Here is a 24,494-nt window from a genome sequence, read left to right as displayed (position 1 = left end):
CGTGGGGAGCGGGCGAGGCGGAGGCCGGGCGTGGGGTCGGGGCCGTGAGGTCAGGCGGCCGGGCGCACGGCGACCGCGTCGATCTCGAAGAGCATGCCCGGCAGGGCGAGCGCAGCGACGCCGCTGAGGGTCTGGGCCGGCAGCCGCTCGCCGAAGTGGGCGTGCAGACCCTTGCCGAGGGCCTCCAGCTTGGCCATGTCGTGGTCGACGATGTACGAGCCGAGGCGGACGACGTGTTCCGGACCGAGGCCGACGCCTTCGAGGGCGAGCCGCAGGTTGATGAGCGAGAGCTCGACCTGGGCGGCGAAGTCGACGGGGATGGGCGCGCCGGACGCGTCGGAGGCGTACTGACCGCCGATGAAGACGAGCTCGCCGGGCGCGGACACGGCGTGGCTGTAGCCGAAGGGGGTCGGGTCGTGGAGGGTGCCGGGGTTGGTGATGACCCGCTGGTCGACGACGGTCCGAGCGGTGGTGGAGGACTGGGCGGCGGTGGAGGACTGGGCGGTCATGAGTGATCGTTCCTTCCGGAGAGTACGGCCACGGGGAACGCGGCCAGGGTCAGTGCGGCGCCCGCGAGGAGCACCGTGTCGAGGGAGTACGCGTCGGCCAGGAGCCCGCCGAGGAGGGCGCCGAGCGCGATCGCGAGGCAGAAGACGCTCACGTTGAGACCGGTGGCCGTCTCGACGTCGTCGGGGGCGGCGGCCATGAACCAGGACTGGAGCGCGACCGAGACCCCGCCGTAGGCGAGCCCCCAGAGGAGCAGCAGCCCGGCGCCCGCGATCGCCGAGTCGCCGATGAGGAAGCCCGCGAGGAGGACGGTGCCGAGCGCGGCGGCGATGCCCGCGAGCGTGCGGCCCGGGGAGCGGGCGGCACGGGAGCCGACGAGGAAGTTCCCGGCGACCCCCGCGACGCCGTAGCCGAGGAGCAGGGCGCCCAGGAGCGAGCCGGAGATCCCGGAGTGGTCGGTGAGCAGCGGGCGGACGAAGGAGTACGCGAGGAAGTGCCCGGTGACGAGGGCGAGGGTGAGCAGCAGCCCGGCCCGCACGCGCCGGTTGCGGCGGGGGAGGGCGAGGAGGGCGGCCGGGCCCGGGCGAGCGGCGGCGGTGCCGGACCCCGGGCCCGCGCGGACGGCGGCGGTGCCGGACCCCGGGCCCGCGCCCCTGTCCGTACCCACGCCGGCGTCCGCTGCCGCGCCCCTCTCCGCTCCCGCGCCCGCGCCCGCTCCCGCTCCCGCTCCCGCGCCCGTTCCTGCTCCCGCTCCCGCGCCCCTTCCCGGCAGGCGCGGCAGCAGCGCCCGGAGTGCGGCCGCCGCGAGCAGGGCGAGGACCCCGGTGGCCGCGAACGCCCAGCGCCAGCCGGCCCGCTCGGTCAGGAGGGTGCCCGCGGGGACGCCGAGGACCGAGGCGGCGGAGACGCCGCCGAAGATCACGGCGGTGGCCCGGCCCACGGCGCCGGCGGGCACGAGCCGGGGCGCGAGGCCGCCGGCCAGCGCCCAGAAGCCGCCGATGGCGATGCCGAGCAGGACCCGGGCGGCGAGGACGACCGCGAGGTGTCCTGCGAGGCCCGAGACGAGGTTGGCGGCCGCGGCGAGGAGCAGGAAGGCGACCAGGAGCGACCTGCGGTCGGCCCCGGCGGCGCGGACGGTGACGAGCGGTGCGGCGAGGGCCGCGACGAGGCCGGGCACGGTCACCATGAGGGCGGCGGTGCCCTCGGAGACGGCGAGGTCGGCGGCGGCCGGTGTGAGCAGTCCGACCGGCAGCAGTTCGGCGGTCATGACGGTGAAGATGCCGAGCGTCACGGCGGCGACCGCGGGTTGCCCCCCGCGCGCCGTGCCCTTCGCCTTCCCCGTCCCCTCGTTCTCAATCTGGACATCTAACATCCAGAATCACCCCCTTCAGAAGCCCTCCCGCAACCGGGAGGGCGGCCGTGTCAGGCGTTGGCGAACCAGCGGCGGAGCCGTTCGGGCGCTGCCGGTGCCTGGAGTTCGGCCCGCGCCCGGACGTCGTCCAGGGTCTGGGCCATGAGCTCCCGGCGCCAGGCCAGGTCGGCCCGCCCCATGGCCCCGGCGATGGCGCACTCCGCGGCGTACGTCTCCGGCGCCCCCGCGCCGGGTCCCTTCTGGCGGATCTCGGTGCAGCGGAAGGCCTCATCAGGGCCTTCGACCGCGGCGACGACGTCCATCAGCGTGATCCGGTCGAGCGCGCGCGCCAGCCGGAAGCCCCCCTTGGGCCCGGAGACCGAGGTGACGATCCCGGCACGGGCGAGCGCCTGGAGCTGCTTGTTGAGATAGGCGGGGGGCAGCTCGTGATAGGACGCGAGACGCGCGGCGGTGACCGCCCGCCCGGACCCGATCCAGGCCAGGTTCAGGCAGCTGTGCAGTGCCCATTCCACGCCCTCGCTCATCTTCATATCCTGGACCATACATGTCCAGGATAGGGAGCGCAAGGAACGCGGCCGCGGAGGAGGGCCGTTCAGACCTCCGCCGCCAGCGCCGCCAGTCGCCCCAGCGCCTCGTCGAGCATCGCTCGCGGCGGGGAGGCGAGCCCGATCCGGATCGCGTCCGGCGCCGCCCCCGCACCGTCCCGGCCGCCCACCGCGAAGGCGCCGCCCGGGGTGACCGCCACGCCCGCGCGTGCGGCGGCCGCCGCCGTGAAGGCCTCCGCCCGCCAGGGCGCGGGCAGCTCCCACCAGCAGTAGTACGCGTACGGGGAGGTCCGGACGGTCTGCCCGGCGAGCCGGCTCCGGACCAGGGCGTGCCGGGCCCGCGTGTCGGCCCGCTTGGCCGCGACCACCTCCGCGACCGTCCCGTCCCCGGTCCACCGGGTGGCGGCCGCGAGGGCGAGCCCGCCCGCCGTCCAGGCACCGGAGCGCAGGGAGTCCGCCACCGCCGCGCGGAGCCGTCCGGGGACGACGAGATAGCCGACGGTCAGACCCGGGGCGAGGCGCTTGGAGAGGCTGTCGACGAGGAGGACCCGCTCGGGGGCGTGCGCGGCGAGCGGCGCGGGCGCGTCCGGCACGAGGAAGGCCCAGGTGGTGTCCTCGACCGCCGTCAGGTCCAGGTTCCGCAGCAGCTCGGCCAGTTCGGCCCGGCGCCCTTCCCCCGCGGTCGAGGAGAGCGGGTTGTGCAGGGTGGGCTGGAGGTAGACGGCGGCCAGCGGCGCCGCCCGGTGGGCCGCCGCGAGCGCCTCGGGCCGCACCCCCTCCTCGTCGAGGGCGAGCGGGACGAGCCGGATGCCGAGCGTCTCCGCCACCGCTTTGACCAGGGGATACGTGAGGGACTCCACGCCCAGCCGGCCGCCGGCCGGGACGAGGGCGGAGAGGGCGGCGGCGATGGCCTGCCGGCCGTTCCCGGCGAAGAGCACGCTCTCGGGGTCGGGTGCCCAGCCGGGCCGGGCGAGCACGGTCGCCGCCGCGTCACGGGCCTCCGGGGTGCCGGTGGCGGCGGCCGGCCGGGAGACGGCATCGGCCAGGACGTCGGACCGGGCGAGGGCGGCGAGGGCGCGCGCCATCAGCTCCGACTGCCCTTCGGCGGACGGGTAGTTGAGCTGGAGGTCGACGGGTGCGGCGCCGGTGGCCTCGGCGAGCGCGGGCCCCGGGAGCGGGGGCGCGGCCCGGACGAAGGTGCCGCGCCCGACCTCCCCGACGACGAGACCGCGCCGGGCGAGCTCGCCGTACACGCGGATGGCCGTCGAGTTCGCGATGGCGTGCCGGCGGGCGAAGACGCGCTGCGGCGGCAGCCGGTCACCGGGGCGCAGCCGCCCGTCCCGCACGGCGGCCTCGACCCGGTCGGCGATCCTCCGGTACTCCTCCATGACGCCCCCACCCTCCGTGAGACCGATTGCACCGAGAGCAAAGATCTTATTGCACCGAGCAGTTGCGGCTGCCTAGCCTGCGGACATGGACGTCACCCGTACCGTCAACGCCGAGATCCACTACGCGGACAGGGGCGAGGGCCCCGCCCTCCTCCTCGTCCACGGCCACCCCTTCGACCACACGATGTGGCAGCCCCAGCTCGACCACTTCTCGCGCACGCACCGCGTGATCGCCCCCGACCTGCGCGGCTACGGCACCACGCCGCTCGGCGCGTCCCCCCACTCCACCGATCTCGGCGTCTTCGCCGAGGACCTCACCGACCTCCTGGACGAGCTGGGAATCGACGACTGTGTCCTCGCCGGCCTCTCCATGGGCGGCCAGATCGCCATGGAGCTCTACCGCCGCCACCCGGAGCGCGTCCGGGGCCTCGTCCTCGCCGACACCTTCCCCGCCGCCGAGACCGACCAGGGCAAGGCCGCGAGGAACGCCATGGCCGACCGGCTGATCGCGGACGGCGCGGCGGCGATGCGCGGATACGCCGACGAGGTGCTCGACCGGATGGTGGCCCCGTACAACACCCACGCCGCCCCGCACGTGCACCGCATGATGTGCGCGACCGACCCGGCCGGCGCGGCCGCCGCCCTGCGGGGCCGGGCCGAGCGCCCGGACTACCGGAAGACGCTGACGACGGTCCCGTTCCCCGCGCTCGTCGTGGTCGGCAGGGACGACTCGTACACCCCGGTCGCGGACGCGGAGGACATGCACGCGCTCCTCCCCCACTCCACGCTCGCCGTGATCGAGGAGGCCGCGCACCTGCCGAACCTGGAGCGCCCCGAGGCGTTCAACGCCGTACTGGAGAAGTACCTCCGCTCACTCGTACGGCCCAGCTGAACGTTCGGAACGGTACGAACGCTCCGACGATGGGTCCATGAGCCAGAACACGGCACCACCCCGCAGGCCCTCGTCCTCCTCCGCCGCCTGGGCGAGCGGCGGCACGCTCTTCGCGGGCGTCCTCATGCTCGTCACCGGCTTCATGGACGTCTTCCAGGGCATCGCAGGCATCGCCGAGGACGACGTCTACACCCGGGTCGGCGACTACGTCTTCAAGTTCAACCTCACCACCTGGGGCTGGATCCACCTGATCCTCGGCATCGTGGTCGCGATCGCCGGCTTCGGGATCCTCAAGGGGGCGGAGTGGGGCCGGGTCGCCGGTATCGCGCTCGCCTCCCTGAACCTCCTCTTCCAGTTCCTCTTCCTGCCGTACCAGCCGTGGTGGGCGCTGTTCTCGATGGCCATCTCGGTCTTCGTGATCTGGGCGCTCGCGACGGACGAGGCGTACGGCCGCGAAGAGAAGCTCTGAGGGGCGGGCGGACGATGAGACGCACCACGGCAGCGGCCCTGTCCCTGGCCGCCACCACCGCCCTCACCCTCACGGCCACCGGCTGCGACACCGTCAAGGAGACGGCCGGCGACATCGTCTCCACCGCCACGGCTGCCGTCGCCTCGGCCGCCGAGCAGAAGATGAACGAGGTCAAGGACGGGGTGAACGCCACCGGCGACGTGAAGGCCGGCCCGACGAGCACCGACGGGGACCGGACGGTCGCCGAGATCACGGCGACCAACCCGAAGGACGCGAACGCCGACTACACGGTCATGGTCACCTTCCGCGACGCGGACGGGAACCTCCTCGACTCGGTCGTCCTGAGCATCGACGGAGTGGAACCCGGGAAGTCCAAGACCGGTACGGCGCGCAGCAATCGGACGCTCTCGGGCGAACCGAAGGCGGAGATCGCGCAGGCCCTGCGACACTGACGGGGTGGACCGAGTCGAGACGGCGGAGCACGGGGAGACGGCGGAACCCGTGAACAGCAGCCCCGCCGGAGCGACCCCCGAGCCGAGCCCCGAAACTGCCCCGGAGCAGGCCCGGGGGCCGGCCTCCGGGCCGCCGCCCCTCCGGCCCAGGCACCGCGTCACGGCCTGGGCCGCGGGGCTGCTCATGGTGGTGCCCGCCCTGATCTCGGCCTGCCGCGCCCTGGACACGGACGCGACGACCCCCGTCCCCCAACTCCTCTCGGCCCTCCCCTGGCTCACGGTCCCCGCGGCCCTCGCCCTGCTCCTCGCGGCCGCGGCCCGGCGCCGGGTGCTCACCTTCGTATCGGTCCTGGTGCTGGGCGCGACCGCCTGGAGCACCGTGCCGTACATGCCGCAGACCGTCATCCCGTACGGGCTGCCGCTGACGCGCGTGAAGGTCCTCGCGGCGAACGTCGAATTCGGCCAGGGCACGGGATCCCTGGTCGAGGTGGTGCGGCGGGAACGCCCCCAGCTCGTGTTCGTGTCGGAGTGCGACAGCGCCTGCCGGTCCACCCTCACGAAGACCTTCGCCGGTCCGCTGCCCCACCACGCCTCCGTCCGGGGAGAGGGGTCGGTCGGCTCGATCCTGCTGAGCTCGTACCCGCTGACCGACGGGCGGACGATCCCGGCGGCCATGGGCATGCCCGGTGCCACGGCGGAGATCGCGGGCGTGCCGGTACGGCTCCAGCTGGCGCACCCGCTGCCGCCGGTGCCCGGGCAGGTGTCCCTGTGGAAGCGGGAACTGGGACGGGTGGAGGACGCCGTCGCGGCGCAGCGCACCGGGCCCATGCTGGTCGCGGGCGACTTCAACGCCTCGCAGGACCACGCCGCCTTCCGCGCGATCCTCGCGGCGGGCGGGCTCCAGGACGCGGCACGGCGGGCGGACCGGAGCCGCACGCCGACGTGGCCGATGGAGGGCCCTCCCCTGCCGCCCTTCGTCCAGATCGACCATGTCCTGGTGAGGGACTTCAGCGTCCGCGAGGTGCGCTTCCCTGACCTGCCCGGCTCCGACCACCGGGCGGTCCTGGCGGATCTCGACCTGCGCGGGCCGCGCTGATCGTCCACCCTTGAGGGCATGGAGAACGAGGAGATCCTGGACGACATCGGCGCCCTCGTCGAGGAGGAACGCGCCCTACGGCAGCGCACGGGCGGCCTCCTCCCGGAGGAACGCGCGCGGCTGTCGGAACTGGAGGTCCGGCTGGACCAGTGCTGGGACCTGCTGCGGCAGCGGAGAGCGAAGGCGGAATTCGGCGAGGACCCGGACACGGCGACCCTCCGTCCGGCCACCGAGGTCGAGTCCTACCGCAGCTGACCTCTGCCACGACGCGCGGCGCGACGGCGGACGCCGATGCCGCACGCCGAAGCCGTCCGGCGCATTCCGCCCGGCGATCCCGCGCGCCGATACCGCGGGTGGCGATACAGAGGGTGGCGATACAGAGGGTGGCGATACAGAGGGTGGCGACACCGCGGGGGGCGACACAGAGGGTGGCGACACCGCGGGGGCGACACCGCCGGGGCGACATCGCGGGTGGCGAGCTCCCCTCACCCGGATCTACGCTTGATTCAGCGCTTCTCGTGAGGTGATACCGAGAGCGGGGCACTCGTTCTGAGCCTTCCAGGAGGCTGCCGTGCCGAGAACCAGCCAACCTCCGCCCGATGATTTCGCGCAGTCCGGCGAGGCCGTGGAGATCCCCCAGCCCGAGGTGACATCCGATCACATCGGATTCGACCCCGACCAGTTCCCCACGGAACTGGTCGACGCGCGAGCCGCGCTCGAAGGGGTCCTCAGCGGTCAGGGCGAACAGCGCGGCGGACTCAGGTCCGCGGAGCAGCTGACCGAACTGACCAACGTGCAGGGCGTCGGCATCGGCAGGGCCACACCCTCCGAGTACGGGCCCCGCAGCAGCGTCATCGAGCCGGGCCAACCCACCCTGAGCGTCTATCTGTCCCGGCCGCGGAACGCCGACGTCGTGGAGGCGCTGATCGTCGAGGAGATGGGCCTGCGCGTCGCGACCTCGTCGAGGGTTCCGATCGTTCCCGTGGTCACCGGGGAGATAGCGACGCAGATGTTCAACCTCCAGCGCAGGCCGGCATCGGGCGGCGTATCGATCAGCAGCCCCGCCAGCACCGGCACGCTGGGATGCCTGGCCACGGGCCGGTCGTTCCCGCGCGACCAGAGAACCCTCGCCATCAGCTGCAACCACATCTTCGCGGACGTCAATGCCGGAGTGCTGGGGAACTGCATCGCCCAGCCCGGCCGCGCCGACGGCGGAGTCTGCCCGCAGCATCTCATCGGGGTGCTGGAGCGTTTCACCAGAATGGAGTTCGACGGCGTCATCAACAGCGTCGACTGCGCGACGGCATGGGTGGATCCGGCGCAGGTCAACTCCAACGTCCTGATCAACGGAGTCCTGGGACCGGTGGAGGTGCCCATCAGCACCACGACAGGGGCGGCCACCATCGGGATGCTCGTCTTCAAGAGCGGCCGGACGACCGAGGTGACGACGGGGACCGTCAAGGAGATCGGCGTCTCCCACTGGGTCAACCACTCGGGACAGAACGCCTTCTTCGCGGGCTCCCTCGCGATCGAGGGGACCGGAACCTTCGGACCTCTTCCCTTCAGCAAGAAGGGCGACTCCGGCGCGATCGCGTGGACCTTCGATCTCGTCCGGACTCCGATCGGCCTGGTCTACGCCTCGTCCAGCACGGTGAGCACCAGGTCGTTCGCGAACCCGATCGACATCGTCACGCAGTCCCTCGACGTCTTCATCGTCTGACCTGGGCCGAAAGAACCCGCCCGGGAAGGCTCCCCGGGAAGGACAGCGCGCGGACGGGGGCCGCCGGCGACGGCGACGTAGGTTGGGCCCATGGCACGCCCCGCTCGGCCCGTACGGCTCTCCCCGCCCGCCTGGCTCACCGCCGGGTTCAAGCCCGCACCCACCCCCGTCCCCTGGGCCGCCGTCGGACGCGCCGCCGTCGCGCTGTCCGCGCCGCTCGCCGTCGGGCTGGCCGTCGGGCAGCCGGCCTACGGGGCGCTCGTCTCGATGGGCGCCCTCTCCGGGGTCATCGGCGACACCGCCGACGCCTACCGGATGCGCATCCTCAACATCGCCGTGCCGCAGCTCTTCGGCGCCGTCGGAGTCACCCTCGGCACCCTCGTCTTCGGGCACGGCTGGGTCGCCGTCGCCGTCCTCACGCTCGTCGCGCTCGTCTCCGGGATGATCTCCTCGATCGGCGCCGTCGCCTCCGTCTCCGGGCTGCTCCTGCTCCTCAACGCCGTCGTCGGGGCCGGACTCCCCATGCCCGACCCCTGGTGGAAGGCGCCCCTGCTGCTCGGCGTCGGCGGGCTGTTCGTACTGGCCCTCACCCTGCTCGGCTGGCCCCTCCGCCGCGCCGCGCCAGAACGGTCCGCCGTCGCCGCGACCTACCGTTCCGTCGCCGAGCTGTACGAGGCCACCGGCACCCCCGCGTACGACGAGAAGCGGCAGGCCGTCACCGCCTCCCTCAACCAGTCCTACGACCTCGTCCTCGCCCGCCGCGCCCGCCAGCACGGCCGCGCGCCCTCCCTCGTCCGGCTGCTCGCACAGCTCAACGCCGTCATCCCGCTCGTCGAGGCCGCCCCCGCCGCCCAGCTCCGCGCCCGGCTCCACGGCCCGCTGTCCGGCACGATCCCCGCGGCCGTACGCGAACTCGCCGACGCCGTCGAGGAGGGCCGGGGCCGCACCGGGACACCCGTACTCGAACTGCCCGCCCCGGAACGGCCCGCCGAGAAGGCCGTCGACCACGCCCTGCGATACGCCGCCGCCGTCGTCCACCAGGCCGAGCCCGACGCCTCCAACGTCGACGACCGGCTCGGCCGCCCCGCCGCGCTCCGGATCCGCGTCCGCCGCGCCACCCGCGCCGCCCTGTTCTCGGAGGCGTCCTGGCGGTACGGGCTCCGGCTCGCCCTCTGCATCGGGCTCGCGCAGGCCCTCGTCTCGCTGATCCCCGTCCCCCGCTCGTACTGGGTCGCGCTCACCGTCACCTTCGTCATGAAGCCCGACTTCGGCTCCGTCTTCTCCCGCGCCGTGCTCCGCGCCTTCGGCACCGCCGCCGGGCTCCTCCTCGCCGCCCTCGTGCTCGCCGAAGTGCCGCGCGGCTGGTGGGACGTCCCCGTGATGTGCGTGCTCGCCGCCCTCATCCCGGCCTTCTCCGCGAAGGGGTACGCCTTCCAGACGGCGGCCATCACCCCGGTGATCCTGCTGCTCTCCGACACCCTCAACCAGCAGGGCTTCGACCTCGTCATGCCCCGCCTGTACGACTCCCTGATCGGCTGCGGCATCGCGCTGATCGCCGGCTATCTCCTCTGGCCCGAGTCCTGGCACTCCCGGATCGGCGACCGGCTCGCGGACGCCGTCGCCGACACCGCCGCCTATGTGACCTGCGCGTTCGGAGGGACGGAGGACCAGGGCGGGCGGCTGCGCGCCCGGCGGAAGCTCTACCGCGACCTCTCCACCGTCCGCTCCGAGTTCCAGCGCGCCCTCACCGAGCCCCCGCCGACCGGGACCCGCGCCGCCGCCTGGTGGCCGCTCGTCGTGGCCGTCGAGCGGATCGTGGACGCCACGACCGCCGCCCGGATCCGGGTCAACCACGGCGCCCCCGACCCCGACCCCGCCGAGGTCGCCGCCGTCGAACGTGAGCTGCGCGAACTCGCCCAGGGAATCCGTGCGTCGGACACCCTGGTCGAGGTCCGCAGCGAGCTTCCCGGCGACGAGAACGGAGTCCTCGCACCGCTCCGCCGCGAGGTCAGCGCGGCCCGCGCCATCGCCGGTCCCGACCTGCGGTAAACCTTCCCCCGGGGGCGTACGGGAGGACTTACCGGCGGTCACGGAACGGAACCCTCCCCACCGCCGTTACCCGAAGCCATCCGGGCGACTACGATGCGCTCGATCTCACCGTGATCCGCGCCCGCCGCCGTCGGCAACCGGCGCGGCGGACGGGCGACTTCGTCCTGCCTCACCCCCCGCGCCCCGAGGACACCGCCATGCGTACCACCACGAACAGAGGGCTCCAGCCCAATGTCCTCGGTACCTTCGACACGATCGTGATGGCCGTCGCCGGCAGCGCCCCCGCCTACTCGATGGCCGCGACCACCGCCGTGCTCTTCGGCGCCGTCGGCTACGCGGGGCCCGCCGCCCTGCTGTACTGCGCGATACCGATGTTCGGCATCGTCCTCGCGTACGCCCGGCTCGGGCGGATCGACGTCAACGCCGGCGCCGGCTACTCCTGGGTGGGCCGCACCCTCCACCCCTTCCTCGGCTTCCTGTCCGGCTGGGCCCTCGTCTTCGCCGCCACCGTCTTCATGGTGGCCGGTTCGCTGCCCGCCGGTTCCCTCACGCTCGCCCTGATCGACCAGGACCTCGCCGACAGCACCCCGCTCGCCGCGGCCGTCGGCGCCGGCTGGTTCCTGATGATGCTGCTCGTGGTCCTCGGCGGTGCCCGGCTGACCGTTCGCGCCCAACTGATCATGTCCGGGGTCGAGATGCTGATCCTGGTCGGCTTCATCCTGGCGGCCGTCGCGCACCGCGGTCGGGCCACCGCCTTCGACTGGTCCTGGTTCGGCCTCGGCCAGTTCGACGGGCCGGAGGGCTTCGCCGCCGGCGCGCTGGTCGCCGCCTTCTACTACTGGGGCTGGGACGTCACCAGCAACCTCAGCGAGGAGACCCGGAACAGCCGCCGTACCGCGGGCCTCGCCGCGCTCGTCGGCGTCGGATTCGTCTTCCTCCTCTTCGTCGCCGTCACGGTCGTCGTCAACGTGCTGCTGAGCGCGGAGGAGATCCGTACCGCAGGGCCCAACGTCCTGGCCGTCATCGGCCAGGAGATCTGGCCCGGCATCGGCGGCAAGCTCCTCGTCGTCGCCGTCCTGCTGTCCACCGTCGCCACTCTGGAGACCACCCTCCTCCAGGTCACCCGCTCGCTCTTCGCGATGGGCCGCGACCGGACCCTGCCGTCCGCGCTCGGCACCGTGCACCGCCGCTGGAACACCCCGTGGGTCGCGATCGCCGCCGTCGGCGGCGCCGCCCTGCTGCTGTTCGCGGCCGCCGCGGCCGCCGGCTCGGTGCAGCAGATCCTCCGCGACGCCGTCTCCGCGATCGGACTCCAGATCGCGTTCTACTACGGCCTCGCGGGCATCGCCGCCGTCGTCGCCTACAAGTCGGTCCTCCTCCGCTCCGTGAAGAACCTGCTGCTCGGCGGCCTCTGGCCGCTGCTCGGCTCCGCGTTCATGCTCTGGACCTTCGTCGAATCGCTCGGCGAACTCTCCACCACCGCCCTCGCCATCGGCCTCGGCGGTCTGCTCCTCGGTGTCGTCCCGCTGGTCGTGTACTGGCGCAAGGGCAGCGACTACTACCGCCCGGCCCGCCTGGACGCCGCCCGCGCGATGGCGGCCGCGGAGGGCTCGGGCCCGGCCACGCGCGCGCGGAGCGGAACCCGGGACAAGAGCTACGCAACGGATTTCTGATCCCGGCCGTCACCAAGAGCAGAGCCACGAGCACGGGAACACAAGCGAGTCACCACTTCTGACGGCAGCCGAACCCGAAGGAGGCCCCCGATGGCCGTACGCCGCCGCTCCGCGCGCTCGGCACGTCAGGAGCGCTTCGCTCCCGACTTCGACCCTGACTTCGGGGACCGCGCCCTGACCGAGGCGCGCCACGACATCGTCATCGGCCGCTGGCAGGGCGTACGGGACCTGCTCGCCGCCACCGGTGACCACTGGGCGCGCCGCACCCACCGGCTGCGGCTCCTCTCGCACGCGGCCGCGGGCAGCTCCACCGTGGAGACCTGGCGGGCCGCCGAGCCGGGCAACCCCGACGCGGCCGTACTGCGGGCGGCGACCGAGGTCGTACGGGTCTTCGACGCGGCCATCGCGGCCGGCCGGGGCGCGGCCGTCGAGCGCGGCCGGATCGACGCCGCCGTCGACGCCTGCCGGGGCGCGGCCGAGGCGGCGCCCGCCGACCCGATGCCGTGGGTGTCGCTGCTGTCGGTGGCCCGGCTGTACGAGGGCGGGGTGCCGCGCCGCGAACTGCGGCACTGGTTCGACGAGTTGCGCCGCCGCGACCCGTACAACACGGAGGGGCACATCCAGGTGCTGCGCTACTGGTCGGCGCGGTGGCACGGGACCCACGGCAGCATGTACGACTTCGCGCGGGACGCGGCGGGCGTGGCACCGCCCGGCTCCCCGCTGCCCGTCCTGGTGCAGGTGGCCCGGGTAGAGGAGTACCGGTACATCGCGGACGGCGCGCTCGGCCGGGGCCCGGTGCGCGGCTTCGACCAGCACTGGAAGCACGAGCTCGCGGTGACGGAGCTGCGGCGCACCCACGCGCGCTGGATCGGCGGCCGCGACCCGGAGGCGCCGGTGGCGCCCGAGGAGGTCGGCGACCTCAACTTCCTCGTCCACGCGGCCTGTTACGCGGGCCAGGTGGAGATCGCGCGGGAGCTGCTCGGGATGCTCGGCGCACGGGCGGCGTGGGTGCCGTGGGCGTACACGGGGGACCCCGAGGAGCAGTTCGTCCGGTTCAGGGAGGGCCTGGGGGTGGAGTGAGCAGGCACTCCACCCCCGGGACGCCCTGCTAGACGCCGATGTCGCGACCGTCCGTGCGCCACACGGCGACGACCGACGGACGGACGATCTTGCCGGGTCCGTCGGGCCACTCCGACTTCGGGTTCTCGACGGAGGCGCCGTCGATCTCGCCCGGGTGCTGCACGGCCACCAGGACACGGCGGTCCTGGATGATCGGGCCGCAGGTCTCGGCGCCCTTGGGCACGGTCAGGAACTGCTTCAGCTCACCGCGGCGCTCGCCCTGCGTCGCGACGCCGAACAGGCCGTCGTGCGAGCCGAGCTGGGCGCCGTCCGTGGAGATCCACAGGTTGCCGTGCGGGTCGAAGGCCACGTTGTCCGGGCAGGAGATCTGCGAGACCTTCTCCTTGGGGTAGCCCGCGAAGTAGGTGGCCGGGTCGTTCGGGTCACCGGCGACCAGGAAGAGGCGCCAGGCGAAACCGTCGGAGGACGGGTCGTCCCAGTTCTCGGCGAGCTCGAGGATCTGCCCGTGCTTGTTGAGGTTGCGCGGGTTGGCCTCGTCGGCGCCGGCCTTGCCGGCCTTGCCGCGGTCCGTGTTGTTGGTGAGCGCGACGTAGACGCGACCGGTGCGCGGGGACGGCTCGACGTCCTCGGGGCGGTCCATCTTGGTGGCGCCGACCTTGTCACCGGCGAGGCGCGTGAAGACGTACACCTCCTCGGCGGTCATGCCGGGGACGTGCGAGACGTCGCCGGTGGCGAGCGGGATCCACACGCCGGAGCCGTCGAACTCGCCGTCGGCGGGGTGCTTGCCGGTGCCGTCGATCTCGGCGGCCGGGGAGTCGCCGGTCAGCTTGGCGACGTACAGCGTGCCCTCGTCGAGCAGGGTGAGGTTGTGCTCGCGGGCGGCCCGCGAGTTCCCCTTCTTCATCCGCTTGCTGGAGACGAACTTGTAGAAGTAGTCGAACCGCTCGTCGTCGCCCATGTAGACGACCGGACGGCCGTCGGCGGTCAGACGGGGCTGCGCGGCCTCGTGCTTGAAGCGGCCGAGCGCGGTGCGCTTGCGGGGGGTGGAGTCGGGGTCGAACGGGTCGAGCTCGACGACCCAGCCGAAGCGGTGGACCTCGTTGGGCTCCTGCTTCAGGTCGAAGCGCTTGTCGAACCGCTCCCACTTGCGCTCGGTGGCACCGGTGCCGACGCCGTAGCGCTTGTCGGTGGCGCTGGAGCCGTTGGCGAAGTACTGGTTGAAGTTCTCCTCGCCGTGGAGGGTGGTGCCCCACGGGGTGGTGCCGCCGGCGCAGTTGTTGAGCGTGCCGAGGACGACGCGGCCCTCGGGGTCGGCGGAGGTCTTCAGCAGCGCGCTGCCGGCGGCGGGGCCGGTCACCTCGAACTCGCTCGTCGTGTGGAGGCGACGGTTGAGGTAGTGGCGGGAGACCGGGGTGAGCTTGCCCGTGCGGTGCTCCTCCTGGACGACGACGACCGAGAGGCCGTGCGCGGCCCAGGCGATCTCGACCTGCTCGCGGGTCGGGTTCGCGGCGTCGTAGTTGCGGAACATCAGGACTTCGTCGGTGTACTCGTGGTTCGCGACGAGGACCTGGCGGTCGTGCTCCCCGCGCAGCGGCAGCAGGGAGAGGAAGTCGTTGTTGTAGCCGAACTGGCCGGCCTGGGCCTTCGCCGTCTGCTTCTCGGAGTCGAAGGCCGGGGCGCCGCGGAGGATGGGCTCGCCCCAGCGGATGACGACGTTCTGCGCGTAGCCGGAGGGGACGGTCACCTTGTCGGCGGTGTTGGGCGCGACGGGGGTGAAGCGGAGACCGCGGGCGCCGTCGACCTTGCCGGAGCCGTGGCCGTGACCGTGGCCGAAGGTCTCCTGGCCGGCGACGGCCTCGGGCGCGTTGCCGAACGCGATGGCACCGCCGGCGGCGGAGGCGACCGTCACCACGGCGGCGGCGCGGAGGGCCGAACGGCGGGAGAGGACACCGGCTATGACGTCGCCGGCGTACTCGTTGTCGCTGGTGTTGGGAACCTCGTGGAAGCAAGCGTCACCACAGCGGTAACGGCAGGTGAGAGCGGAACGTCCGCCTCCGTGGGGGTTCGTGCTCAGCAGCGGCAGCAGTTTGCGCACTTCGTCCTCCTCCGGCGCACGCTGCGCCGACATGGTGTCGGGTAGACCTTCGGCGGCGACGCTATGTGCGCACATCTGCACAGGGACGGCGGCAGCGTGAACGACGAATGAATGCACGGCAACCGGGGGCGACCGGGTCGCCGAGGAGGGGAGGGGTGGCCGCTAACCTTACGTGTCCGCCCTGGCCAGGGATGAACGTCCCGAAACACCCAGTACGGACATTCACACGCACCCCACTCATGCGAAAGGGTTCGCCCATGGGTATTCGGAGCATGCTGCGCAAGGTGTTCGGCCGAGACCGCGAGGACTCCCCGGCGACCTCCGTCGTCCCGCCCCAGACGCGTGAGACCACGTCGACGGGGACGGCGACGGCAACGCCTTCGGAGACGGTGACGGCAACGCCTTCGGAGACGGTGACGGCCGAGAAGACGGTTGCGGCCGCGTCCTCGGCCAGGGCCACGGCGTCGTCCGGGTCCGGGACCGGGTCCACGGACACCTCGGAGGCGGTGGCCCGCCGGGCGGCGGACGACCTGGTGGCGGCGTCGTTCGACAACCCGCAGATCCCGCGGGCCCGAGCGAAGACGCCGTCGCCCGCGACGGAGAAGCCGCTTGCCGCCGCCGCTGCCGCTGCCGCTGAGGAGGTGCCGGCCGTCGCGGACGAGAAGCCCGCCGAGGTTGAGGAGGCGGCTCCGGTCGAGGCCGACGCGCCCGCCGCCGCGGAGGTGCCGGTGACGGCCGAGGCCGAGGCGCCCGCCGCCGAGGAGGTGCCGGTGACGGCCGAGGCCGACGCGCCGGCCGCCGCGGTGGAGACGCCGGTGAGCGACGCGAAGACGCCGGACGCCGAGGTGCCGGTGACGGCCGAGGCCGAGGCGCCCGCCGCCCCGGAGGAGGCCGCACCGGTCGAGGCCGCCGAGGCGGACGCCGAAGCCCTGACGGAGACTGCCGCCGCCGAGACCGAGTCGGAGACCGCGTCCCCGGAGGCGGCCGAGCCGCAGGCCGTGGAGCCGGTGGAGGCGCCGGTGGCCGAGGCGCAGGCCGAGGCCGACGAGCCGGAGCCGAAGGCGACCGCCGCCGAGCCCGAGGCCGAGGTGGAGACGGACACGGCGGAGACGACCGCCGCCGTCGAGCCCGAGCCCGAGGCCGACACGGCGGAGGCGACCGCCGACACGGCCGACGTGGAGCCGGAGGCCGTCGCGGCAGCCGTCGAGGCCGAGCCTGAGGCGACCACGGCCGCTGACGCCGACACGGCGGAGGAGCCCGAGGCCGCCCCCGTCGCCGAGGCGACCGACGTCGTCGCCGACGTTGCCGCCGCGGAGGCCGAACCCGCCGCGCAGGAACAGGACACCGAGCCCGAGGCCGCTGTCGTCGCCGACGACACGACCCCGACGGCGGAAGCCGCCGAGGAGCCGCAGGCCGAGCCGGACGAGGCCGTCGCGGCGGAGCCGCAGGCCGACGAGCCCGAGGCCGTCGCGGCAGCCGCCGAGGCCGAGCTCGAGGCGGTCGCGGCCGCCGACGCCGGCACGGCGGAGGTAGCGGCCGAGCCCGAGGCCGTCGTCGCCGAGCCGCAGGCCGACGAGCCCGCCGCGGACGTCGAGCCCGCGCCGGAGGCGACCGTCGCGGCTTCCGGCGGCAGCCTTCCCGCGCACCTGGCCGACGCCCACGCCGCCGCCGCCGCGCAGCTGAAGGCGCAGGGCCTCGCCGGGGCCCGGGCCGCCGTGTACCTCGTCGTCGACCGGTCCGGGTCGATGCGCGGGTACTTCAAGGACGGTTCCGTGCAGCGGCTCGCCGAGCAGGTGACCGCGCTCGCGGCGCACCTCGACGAGGACTCCACCGTCACGACCGTGTTCTTCTCGACGGACATCGACGGGACGGTCGAGCTGACCCCGGCCGACCTCACGCCGACCCGTATCGACGAGGTCAACTCCACCCTCGGCCGCCTGGGCCGGACCAACTACCACCGCGCCGTGGAGGAGGTCCTCGCCCACCACGAGAAGGCCGACCCGACCCGTACCGCCCTGGTCGTCTTCCAGACGGACGGCGCGCCGGAGTCGAAGACCGCCGCCACCGCGGCCCTGGCCGAGGCGGCGGAGCGTCCGCTCCACTGGCGTTTCGTGGTCTGGGGCGAGGAGGACAACAAGGCCTTCGACTTCGTCCGGAAGCTCGACGGCACTCCCCGTACCGGCACCTACTTCGCGGGCACGGCCCCGGCCGAGACCGCGCACGCGGCCTTCTACGCCGGCCTGCTCGCGGGCCTGGAGTTCTGAGGGGACGAGCAGGAGTTCCACGGCGCGGGCCGGGTCCGGGATCTTCCCGGGCCCGGCCCGCGGGCATGAGGGCACACGCGTGAGTCCGCGCGCGTGAGTCCGCGCGCGTGATCCTCGGCAGAATCCTTTTTCTCTTACTGTGCGGCATTCGGGTGATATTCAGCATCCGCTGAGTTTCACCGCCCCTAAGATCCATTCTCGTGACAGCAAGTCAACATCCTTTATCCGCACCGGACATGACCCGTTCCGCAGACGTGGTCATCCTCGGCGCGGGCCCCGCCGGGCTGGTGCTCGGAAACCTCCTCCTGCGCAGCGGCGTCGACTGTGTCGTCCTGGAGCGGGCGAGCCGCGAGCACGTGCAGCAGCGGGCGCGGGCGGGTTTCCTCGCCCCGCACACCGCACGGGTGCTGGCCCGGCACGGCCTCGACGAGGGGCTGCGGAAGCGCGGGCAGGAGCACGGCGTCTGCGAGTTCCGCACCGAGAGCGGGCGGTTCCGCCTCGACTACGGCCGGCTCGGCAAGGGCGAGCCGCACACCGTCTATCCGCAGCACGACCTGGTCACCGATCTCGTCGGGATCTTCCTCGGGGCCGGCGGGCGGATCCACTTCGACACCGAGGCCGTCGAGGTGACCGGCCTCGACGGACCGCGCCCCTCGGTGGCCGTACGGGAGCCGGACGGAGGCACCGCGCACTGGCGGGCGCGGTACGTCGCCGCCTGCGACGGTCGGTACGGCGCGGGACGCCGCTCGCTGCCGCCCGGCGCGGTGCGGCACCACCACCGCGACCACGGGGTCTCGTGGCTCGGACTGCTCGCGGAGGCGCCCCCGAGCCTCGACGCCGTCGGATACGCCACGCACGCCAGGGGATTCGCGGGCCACATGGCGCGCTCGCCCGAGGTCACCCGGTACTACCTCCAGTGCCCGCGCGGCACCGTGCCGGACGACTGGCCCGACGAGCGGGTGTGGGACGAGCTCGACCTGCGGATGCGGGCCGAGGAGTTCGGGCCGCTGAGGCGGGGGAGCATCCTGCAGCGGACGGTGGTCGACTTCGAGTCGGACGTCCTCGAACCGCTGCGCCACGGCCCGCTGTTCCTCGTCGGCGATGCCGCGAGCCTGCTCAGCCCCTCCGCCGCGAAGGGGGCCAACCTCGCCGTCCTGGAGGCCGACCTCCTCGCCCGCGGCCTCGCCGACGACCTGCTGCACGGGGACTCCGTGAGCCTCGACGCGTACTCGGCACGCTGTCTCGAACACATCTGGCGTGCCCAGGAGTTCTCGCACTGGATGATCCAGCTCCTCCACCGCGTGCCCGGCGCGGACGGCTCCGCCTCCCCCTTCCAGGAGGGGTTGCGGCGCGCCCGTATGGAGGCGCTGCGGAGTTCGCGTACCCATCAGGACTGGTTCGCCGAGAACTACGTCGGCGTCTGACCCCCGTCCCCCTCACGCCTTCGTTCCCTCCCCCACTCCCCCTCCCGTACGGCCGTGGAGAGCCAGGTCCCACCCCCGAGGCCGTGGCTCCGCCCTCCCCTGCCCGCGTTCCGCCGTCCCTTCCCCTCCCCGAAGGAACCCCCGCGATGACGACCACCACCCAGGCCCCCACCGACGTCGAGCGGCTGCGCGCCGCCGCCGATTTCGTACGGCAGCAGGAGACGCCCGACCTGTTGGCCCGCGTCCTGCCCGGACTCGACGGTCCCGAGCTGCGGGCGACGACCGAACGCTGCCGGTTCGCGCACGCCGCTCTGCTCGTCTCCCCGCCCGACGAGCGGGCCCTCCGGGCGGAGCTGGCCGCCGCCGGGCTGTCCCCGGACGGCGAGGCGCGGCCGAGCGTGGTGGTGCGGGACCGGCTGGCGGCACGGCACGGACTGGGCGCCGGAGAGCTGGACGTACGGATCCTCCGCCCGGCGGTGTACGGGCCGGGCGGCGAGCGGCGTGCGGTCGAGGTGTTCGTGCTGACCGATCCGGCGGGATCGGCGGCGGCGGTCGCCGCCGAGGAGCGGGCCGCGGACCGGGAGGCGCATCTGGCCTTCGACGTCGAGCGGCCGGACCCGCTGGTGCTGCGCGGACTGCGGGCCGGGTTCCTGCGGCACGGCGCGGCACCGGACGGGGGCGGGTACAACCCGCACGAGGACGGGACCGTGTTCTACTTCGCCGCGCCCGACGAGACGAAGACGCCCTACCGGCGGGTGGAGCTGTACGCCCGGGGTGACCACCGCGAGGTCCTGGCCGAGCACCTCGCCGGGCAGCGGTCCTCCCATCCGGCGGAAACGCTCCTTCGCCTGCTCACCGGCGCCTGGACGACGCAGGCGCTGGCCGCGTGCGCGGAGCTGCGGCTGCCGGAGGCGATGAGCCCGTCCACCGCGCGCGGGGCCGAGGCGCTGGCACCGGTGGTGGGGGCCCGGCCGGAGAACCTGGCGACGCTGCTCCGGTACCTCGCCATGGTGGGTGTGGTGGCCGAGGACGGCGGCGCGCGGGGCACGTTCCGGCTGACGGACGCGGGGCTGCTGCTGCGCGAGGACGCCGAGGGCTCGGTGCGGGCGCTGGCGCTGATGTACGGGGGGCCGTTCTACGAGTCCTTCGGCCGGCTCACGCACACCGTGCGGACGGGAGAGCCGGGGTTCGAGGACCGGTACGGCGAGAACCACTTCGACCACTTCGCGCGCGACCCCGAGCTCGCCGCCCGGTTCGACCGGTCCATGACGGCGAGCGCCCCGATGTTCGATCCGCTGCCTCAGCACCCGGTCGTCGCGGCGGCCGCCGCCGGCGGCCGTACCGTCGTGGACATCGCCGGAGGCACCGGGGAACTCCTCGGGCGTCTCCTCACCGCGCACCCGGCCCTGCGCGGGGTCCTCCTCGAACGCGCCCACGTGGTCGAGGCGGCCCGGACCCGGCTCGGCGGCGTCGCGGAGCGGTGCGCCTTCGTGACCGGCGACTTCGCGGACGTACCGCCGGACGGGGACGTGTACGTGCTCTCCCGGGTCCTGCACGACTGGGACGACGAGCGGTGCCGGGAGATCCTGCGCCACTGCGCGGCCGCGATGCCGCCGGAGGCCGACCTGCTGATCGTGGAGCGCCTCCTGCCCGTGGACCCCACGCCTTCACTGGCGACGGCCTGGGACCTCCACATGATGTGCAACACGGGAGGGCGGGAGCGCACGGCCGCCGGGTACGCCCGGCTGCTCGCCGACGCCGGGCTCACCCTCGTCGGCCACAGCCCGCTGCCCCTGGAGGCCCACGTGCTGCACGCCCGCCGGCGGTAGGGCGTCAGGAGACGGCGGTAGGGACGGGCCGGGCCTGCCCGACCGGGCTTCACGCCGAGGCGGTGACGGTGACCGGCAGGGCGTCAGGGCGAGGCGGTGGCGGCGGTGACGGTGGCGACGGTGACCGGCAGGGTCACCGTCACCACCAGGCCGCCGCCCTCCCCCGCGCCCCGGGCCACCGCCCGCACCCGTCCCCCGTGCGCCTCCGCGATCGACCGCACGATGGAGAGGCCGAGCCCCGCGCCCGGCCCCATCCGGTCCCGCCCCTCGCCGCGCCGGAAGGGTTCGAAGAGCCCGGCCACCTCGTCGGGCGGGACGACCGGTCCCGTGTTGGTCACCGTGAGCACGCCGCCCTCGGCGCGTACGCCGACCGTGCCGTCCGGCACGTTGTAGGCGACCGCGTTCGCGACGAGGTTCCGTACGAGCTGCCCGAGCAGCACCCGGCTGCCCCGTACGACACCGCCGTCGGCCGCCACGTACGCGTCCGCCCACTCCTCCTCGGCGAGCTCCCCGAGCCGCACGTCCTCGCGCTCGGCGAGCCCCCGCTCGCTGCGGGCGAGCAGCAGCAGACCGTCGATGAGGCGTTCGCTGCGGCGGTTGGCGTCGAGGAGCACCTGCCGTACGTCGCAGCTGTCGTCCAGACCCACCTGGATCGCGGCGCGCTGGGTGGCGAGGGGGGTGCGGAGCTCGTGGGAGGCGTTGGCGATGAACCGGCGCTGGCTGTCGAAGGCGGTCTCCAGGCGGCCGAGCAGCGCGTCGATCGTGTCGCCGAGTTCCTTCAGCTCGTCGTCGGGTCCCGTGACGGCGATCCGGTCGTGCAGGTTGCGTTCGGAGAGGCGGGCGGCACGGGCGGTCATCTCGTGCACGGGCCGGAGCACGCGACCGGCGGTCCACCACCCCACGACGACGGCGCAGCAGGCCATGACCAGCAGGGCGAGGCCCGACCACATGAGCATCTGCTCGCCGGCGGCGCGGCTGATGTCGTCCCCCAGCTCGTACGCCTCGACGACGGCGACCCGGTTCGTGACACCGTTCCCGGCACCGCTCCCGGCACCGTCGGCGAGACCGTGGGCGCGGGCCACGATCGCGTCGGTCTCGTCGTCCGTCCCGGCGAGGACGAGCAGGTTCACGACGAGCAGCAGCACCGTCCCGAGGACCAGGAAGGCACCCCCGTACACGAGCGCGATCCGCGTCCGGATGGTGGAGCCGGACCCCAGGTATCCGGCGTCACCGCCCGGCCTCACAGCTGGTACCCCACGCCCTGCACCGTCCTGATCAGCGCCGGTTCGCCCAGCTTCGCGCGCAGCTTGCTCATGCAGACGCGTACGGCGCCGGTGAAGGGGTCGGCGTGGGCGTCCCAGGCGCGGTCGAGGAGCTCCTCGGCGGAGACGGCCGCCCCGTCGGCCTCCAGGAGGATCTGGAGGACGGAGAACTCCTTGGGGGAGAGGTCGAGGTCCCGCCCGTCGCGGGCGGCGGTCCGCCGGACGGTGTCCATGCGGAGCCCGTACCGCTCCAGGAGCGGGGGCAGGGCCGCGCGGGCGGACCGGCGGCGCAGGGCGCGGACCCGGGAGACCAGCTCGGGGAACTCGAAGGGCTTGCCGAGGTAGTCGTCGGCGCCCAGGTCGAGGCCGGTGACGCGGTCCTCGGTGGCGGTGGCGGCGGTCAGCATGAGGATGCGGGTCGGGGAGCCCTCGGCGACGAGGCGGCGGGCGACGTCGTCGCCGTGGACGCGGGGCAGGTCGCGGTCGAGGACGAGGACGTCGTACGGGTGGAGCCCGAGGTGGTCGAGCGCGGCGTCGCCGCTGTGGACGGTGTCGACGGCGAAGCCCGCGCGCCGCAGTCCGGTGGCGACGAGCTCGGCGAGGGGTCGTTCGTCCTCGGCTACCAGTACGCGCATGCCCGCCATCCTCCTCGTGCCCGGCCCGTCGTCCGCCCCCGGGTCATCGATGTGAGTGGATCTTCGTACGACCGTTAGGATTTCGACCATGGCGGCCACTGGATCCGAGAAGCAGGGGGCGAAGGCGTTCTACGTCACGACCCCCATTTACTACGTCAACGACGCTCCTCACCTGGGCCACGCCTATACGACCGTCGCAGGCGACGTGCTCACGCGCTGGCACCGTCAGCGCGGCGAGAAGGTGTGGTTCCTCACCGGCACGGACGAGCACGGTCAGAAGATCATGCGCACGGCCGAGGCGAACGACGTCACGCCCCAGGCCTGGTGCGACAAGCTCGTCGAGGAGGCGTGGAAGCCCCTCTGGGAGCACCTGAACATCGCGAACGACGACTTCATCCGCACCACGCAGAAGCGTCACACGGACCGCGTCCAGGAGTTCGTGCAGGACCTGTACGACAAGGACGAGATCTACAAGGGCGGCTACGAGGGCCCGTACTGCGTGGGCTGCGAGGAGTACAAGCTCCCCGGCGACCTCATCGAGGCCGAGGACGGCACGAAGCTGTGCGCCGTCCACAAGAAGCCGGTGGAGATCCTCAAGGAGGAGAACTACTTCTTCAAGCTGAGCGAGTACGGCCCGAAGCTCCTGGAGTTCTACGAGGCCAACCCGGGCTTCATCCAGCCGGAGTCGGCCCGCAACGAGGTCGTGAACTTCGTCAAGCAGGGCCTGGAGGACCTCTCCATCTCGCGCTCGACGTTCGACTGGGGCGTCCCGGTGCCGTGGGACGAGAAGCACGTCATCTACGTGTGGATCGACGCGCTGCTCAACTACGCCACGGCCGTCGGCTACAACGAGAACCCGGAGAAGTTCGACGAGACCTTCCCGGCGAACGTCCACCTCATCGGCAAGGACATCCTGCGCTTCCACGCGGTGATCTGGCCGGCGATGCTGATGGCGCAGGGCCTGCCGGTCCCGGGCCGGGTCGCGGCCAACGGCTGGCTGATGGTCGGCGGCGAGAAGATGTCGAAGTCGAACCTGACCGGCATCAAGCCGCAGGACCTGACCTCGCACTTCGGCGTGGACGCGTACCGCTGGTACTTCCTGCGGGCGATCGCGTTCGGCCAGGACGGCTCGTTCTCGTGGGAGGACTTCACGGCCCGCTACACGAGCGAGCTGGCGAACGACTACGGCAACCTCGCGTCCCGCGTCGCGGCCATGGTCGGCAAGTACTTCGACGGCGCGCTGCCGGCCTCGACGGCCGACGGCGACGCGGAGAAGGCGATCCACGAGGGCCTGGCCAAGGCCGTCGCGACGGCCGACGCGAAGATCGGCGAGGAGCTGGACTTCCAGGCCGGCATCCTGGCGATCTTCGACTTCGTGAAGCAGGTCAACGGCTACATCACGGAGCAGGAGCCGTGGAAGGTCGCGAAGGACGAGTCGGAGGAGGGCCGGGCCCGCCTGGCGACGATCCTCTACACGGCCGCCGAGTCCCTCCGCGCCGTCGCCGTCCTGCTGAACCCGATCATGCCGGAGACCTCGCAGGCACTGTGGGAGTCCCTCGGCGCCGAGGCGTCCCTGGGCACCCTGGCCACCCAGCCGGTCCAGTCCTCCGCCACGTGGGGCCAGCTCCCCGCGGGCGCGACGGTGACGAAGGGCGCGGTGCTGTTCCCGCGCCTGGAGGAGCCGAAGAAGGACTGACGTCCGTCTGATGTACGGCGAAGGCCGCCGGCCCTGTGAACAGGGC

General features: G+C 73.3%; 20 protein-coding genes. 13 read left to right on the top strand and 7 right to left on the bottom strand.

Annotated features, from left to right (window positions below; all coding sequences use genetic code 11):
• Window positions 1–50: 50 nt before the first annotated feature.
• From ACFQ79_RS17360 to ACFQ79_RS17345, 4 genes are all read right to left on the bottom strand, one after another.
• Entirely contained in the window at window positions 51–509 is a 459-nt protein-coding gene (locus ACFQ79_RS17360) for a RidA family protein (RefSeq protein ID WP_383584133.1), read from the bottom strand.
• Complete coding sequence (locus ACFQ79_RS17355; protein WP_383584131.1) at window positions 506–1,879, bottom strand: MFS transporter; 1,374 nt, start codon at window positions 1,877–1,879, stop codon at window positions 506–508. The genes ACFQ79_RS17360 and ACFQ79_RS17355 overlap by 4 nt, the downstream gene beginning before the upstream one ends.
• A 50-nt stretch (window positions 1,880–1,929) precedes the next feature.
• A complete protein-coding gene (locus ACFQ79_RS17350) occupies window positions 1,930–2,403 on the bottom strand; it encodes an RrF2 family transcriptional regulator (RefSeq protein ID WP_383584245.1) in 474 nt (157 codons plus the stop codon).
• Window positions 2,404–2,471: 68 nt separating this feature from the next.
• Window positions 2,472–3,812: a PLP-dependent aminotransferase family protein gene (locus tag ACFQ79_RS17345; RefSeq protein WP_383584129.1), complete on the bottom strand. Its 1,341-nt coding sequence runs from the start codon at window positions 3,810–3,812 to the stop codon at window positions 2,472–2,474.
• An 85-nt stretch (window positions 3,813–3,897) separates the two neighbouring features.
• Here ACFQ79_RS17345 and ACFQ79_RS17340 point away from each other — a divergent pair, with 85 nt between their 5' ends.
• The 9 genes from ACFQ79_RS17340 to ACFQ79_RS17300 all read left to right on the top strand — a co-directional run bounded on the left by ACFQ79_RS17340 (window position 3,898) and on the right by ACFQ79_RS17300 (window position 13,243).
• Complete coding sequence (locus ACFQ79_RS17340) at window positions 3,898–4,704, top strand: alpha/beta fold hydrolase (RefSeq protein WP_383584127.1); 807 nt, start codon at window positions 3,898–3,900, stop codon at window positions 4,702–4,704.
• A gap of 37 nt (window positions 4,705–4,741) precedes the next feature.
• Window positions 4,742–5,173: a hypothetical protein gene (locus ACFQ79_RS17335; protein ID WP_383584125.1), complete on the top strand. Its 432-nt coding sequence runs from the start codon at window positions 4,742–4,744 to the stop codon at window positions 5,171–5,173.
• A gap of 14 nt (window positions 5,174–5,187) precedes the next feature.
• A complete protein-coding gene (locus tag ACFQ79_RS17330) occupies window positions 5,188–5,625 on the top strand; it encodes a hypothetical protein (protein WP_383584124.1) in 438 nt (145 codons plus the stop codon).
• A gap of 4 nt (window positions 5,626–5,629) precedes the next feature.
• Complete coding sequence (locus ACFQ79_RS17325; RefSeq protein ID WP_383584122.1) at window positions 5,630–6,721, top strand: endonuclease/exonuclease/phosphatase family protein; 1,092 nt, start codon at window positions 5,630–5,632, stop codon at window positions 6,719–6,721.
• An 18-nt stretch (window positions 6,722–6,739) separates the two neighbouring features.
• Complete coding sequence (locus ACFQ79_RS17320) at window positions 6,740–6,976, top strand: DUF2630 family protein (protein WP_383584120.1); 237 nt, start codon at window positions 6,740–6,742, stop codon at window positions 6,974–6,976.
• 316 nt (window positions 6,977–7,292) lie between these two features.
• Window positions 7,293–8,441 carry a hypothetical protein gene (locus ACFQ79_RS17315; protein WP_383584118.1) on the top strand — a complete coding sequence of 383 codons (1,149 nt, stop codon included), beginning with the start codon at window positions 7,293–7,295 and terminating at the stop codon, window positions 8,439–8,441.
• A 90-nt stretch (window positions 8,442–8,531) separates the two neighbouring features.
• Entirely contained in the window at window positions 8,532–10,490 is a 1,959-nt protein-coding gene (locus ACFQ79_RS17310; protein ID WP_383584115.1) for an FUSC family protein, read from the top strand.
• Window positions 10,491–10,687: 197 nt separating this feature from the next.
• On the top strand, window positions 10,688–12,163 hold the full coding sequence (locus ACFQ79_RS17305) for an APC family permease (RefSeq protein ID WP_383584112.1): 1,476 nt from the start codon (window positions 10,688–10,690) through the stop codon (window positions 12,161–12,163).
• A gap of 90 nt (window positions 12,164–12,253) precedes the next feature.
• Complete coding sequence (locus ACFQ79_RS17300; RefSeq protein WP_383584110.1) at window positions 12,254–13,243, top strand: hypothetical protein; 990 nt, start codon at window positions 12,254–12,256, stop codon at window positions 13,241–13,243.
• 28 nt (window positions 13,244–13,271) lie between these two features.
• On the opposite strand, the gene ACFQ79_RS17295 is transcribed toward ACFQ79_RS17300, so the two are convergent.
• The gene (locus tag ACFQ79_RS17295; RefSeq protein ID WP_383584242.1) at window positions 13,272–15,338 is read right to left on the bottom strand and encodes a PhoX family protein; all 2,067 of its coding nucleotides are present in this window, start codon (window positions 15,336–15,338) and stop codon (window positions 13,272–13,274) included.
• Between the two features lie 257 nt (window positions 15,339–15,595).
• Between ACFQ79_RS17295 and ACFQ79_RS17290 the strand changes: the two genes are divergently transcribed.
• The 3 genes from ACFQ79_RS17290 (at window position 15,596) to ACFQ79_RS17280 (ending at window position 20,855) form a co-directional block, all read left to right on the top strand.
• On the top strand, window positions 15,596–17,602 hold the full coding sequence (locus ACFQ79_RS17290) for a VWA domain-containing protein (RefSeq protein ID WP_383584107.1): 2,007 nt from the start codon (window positions 15,596–15,598) through the stop codon (window positions 17,600–17,602).
• A 236-nt stretch (window positions 17,603–17,838) separates the two neighbouring features.
• Complete coding sequence (locus tag ACFQ79_RS17285; protein WP_383584105.1) at window positions 17,839–19,026, top strand: 4-hydroxybenzoate 3-monooxygenase; 1,188 nt, start codon at window positions 17,839–17,841, stop codon at window positions 19,024–19,026.
• Between the two features lie 146 nt (window positions 19,027–19,172).
• Complete coding sequence (locus ACFQ79_RS17280; protein WP_383584102.1) at window positions 19,173–20,855, top strand: methyltransferase; 1,683 nt, start codon at window positions 19,173–19,175, stop codon at window positions 20,853–20,855.
• A gap of 83 nt (window positions 20,856–20,938) precedes the next feature.
• Here ACFQ79_RS17280 and ACFQ79_RS17275 read toward each other — a convergent pair whose 3' ends face one another.
• Window positions 20,939–22,099: an ATP-binding protein gene (locus ACFQ79_RS17275; RefSeq protein WP_383584100.1), complete on the bottom strand. Its 1,161-nt coding sequence runs from the start codon at window positions 22,097–22,099 to the stop codon at window positions 20,939–20,941.
• The gene (locus ACFQ79_RS17270) at window positions 22,096–22,752 is read right to left on the bottom strand and encodes a response regulator transcription factor (protein WP_266966972.1); all 657 of its coding nucleotides are present in this window, start codon (window positions 22,750–22,752) and stop codon (window positions 22,096–22,098) included. The genes ACFQ79_RS17275 and ACFQ79_RS17270 overlap by 4 nt, the downstream gene beginning before the upstream one ends.
• An 88-nt stretch (window positions 22,753–22,840) precedes the next feature.
• Between ACFQ79_RS17270 and metG the strand changes: the two genes are divergently transcribed.
• On the top strand, window positions 22,841–24,448 hold the full coding sequence (gene metG, locus ACFQ79_RS17265) for a methionine--tRNA ligase (RefSeq protein ID WP_383584098.1): 1,608 nt from the start codon (window positions 22,841–22,843) through the stop codon (window positions 24,446–24,448).
• Window positions 24,449–24,494 lie beyond the last annotated feature (46 nt).

Source organism: Streptomyces sp. NPDC056480, assembly GCF_042795405.1.
Lineage (GTDB): Bacteria > Actinomycetota > Actinomycetes > Streptomycetales > Streptomycetaceae > Streptomyces.
This window is presented reverse-complemented; position numbering and strand designations above follow the sequence as displayed.

What these genes read in the sequence shown, in the direction of transcription:
- ACFQ79_RS17360 (WP_383584133.1), bottom strand. Translation starts at nt 509, where the DNA reads ATGACCGCCCAGTCCTCCACCGCCGCCCAGTCCTCCACCACCGCTCGG.
- ACFQ79_RS17355 (WP_383584131.1), bottom strand. Translation starts at nt 1,879, where the DNA reads ATGTTAGATGTCCAGATTGAGAACGAGGGGACGGGGAAGGCGAAGGGC.
- ACFQ79_RS17350 (WP_383584245.1), bottom strand. Translation starts at nt 2,403, where the DNA reads ATGAGCGAGGGCGTGGAATGGGCACTGCACAGCTGCCTGAACCTGGCC.
- ACFQ79_RS17345 (WP_383584129.1), bottom strand. Translation starts at nt 3,812, where the DNA reads ATGGAGGAGTACCGGAGGATCGCCGACCGGGTCGAGGCCGCCGTGCGG.
- ACFQ79_RS17340 (WP_383584127.1), top strand. Translation starts at nt 3,898, where the DNA reads ATGGACGTCACCCGTACCGTCAACGCCGAGATCCACTACGCGGACAGG.
- ACFQ79_RS17335 (WP_383584125.1), top strand. Translation starts at nt 4,742, where the DNA reads ATGAGCCAGAACACGGCACCACCCCGCAGGCCCTCGTCCTCCTCCGCC.
- ACFQ79_RS17330 (WP_383584124.1), top strand. Translation starts at nt 5,188, where the DNA reads ATGAGACGCACCACGGCAGCGGCCCTGTCCCTGGCCGCCACCACCGCC.
- ACFQ79_RS17320 (WP_383584120.1), top strand. Translation starts at nt 6,740, where the DNA reads ATGGAGAACGAGGAGATCCTGGACGACATCGGCGCCCTCGTCGAGGAG.
- ACFQ79_RS17310 (WP_383584115.1), top strand. Translation starts at nt 8,532, where the DNA reads ATGGCACGCCCCGCTCGGCCCGTACGGCTCTCCCCGCCCGCCTGGCTC.
- ACFQ79_RS17305 (WP_383584112.1), top strand. Translation starts at nt 10,688, where the DNA reads ATGCGTACCACCACGAACAGAGGGCTCCAGCCCAATGTCCTCGGTACC.
- ACFQ79_RS17300 (WP_383584110.1), top strand. Translation starts at nt 12,254, where the DNA reads ATGGCCGTACGCCGCCGCTCCGCGCGCTCGGCACGTCAGGAGCGCTTC.
- ACFQ79_RS17290 (WP_383584107.1), top strand. Translation starts at nt 15,596, where the DNA reads ATGGGTATTCGGAGCATGCTGCGCAAGGTGTTCGGCCGAGACCGCGAG.
- ACFQ79_RS17285 (WP_383584105.1), top strand. Translation starts at nt 17,839, where the DNA reads ATGACCCGTTCCGCAGACGTGGTCATCCTCGGCGCGGGCCCCGCCGGG.
- ACFQ79_RS17280 (WP_383584102.1), top strand. Translation starts at nt 19,173, where the DNA reads ATGACGACCACCACCCAGGCCCCCACCGACGTCGAGCGGCTGCGCGCC.
- ACFQ79_RS17270 (WP_266966972.1), bottom strand. Translation starts at nt 22,752, where the DNA reads ATGCGCGTACTGGTAGCCGAGGACGAACGACCCCTCGCCGAGCTCGTC.
- metG (WP_383584098.1), top strand. Translation starts at nt 22,841, where the DNA reads ATGGCGGCCACTGGATCCGAGAAGCAGGGGGCGAAGGCGTTCTACGTC.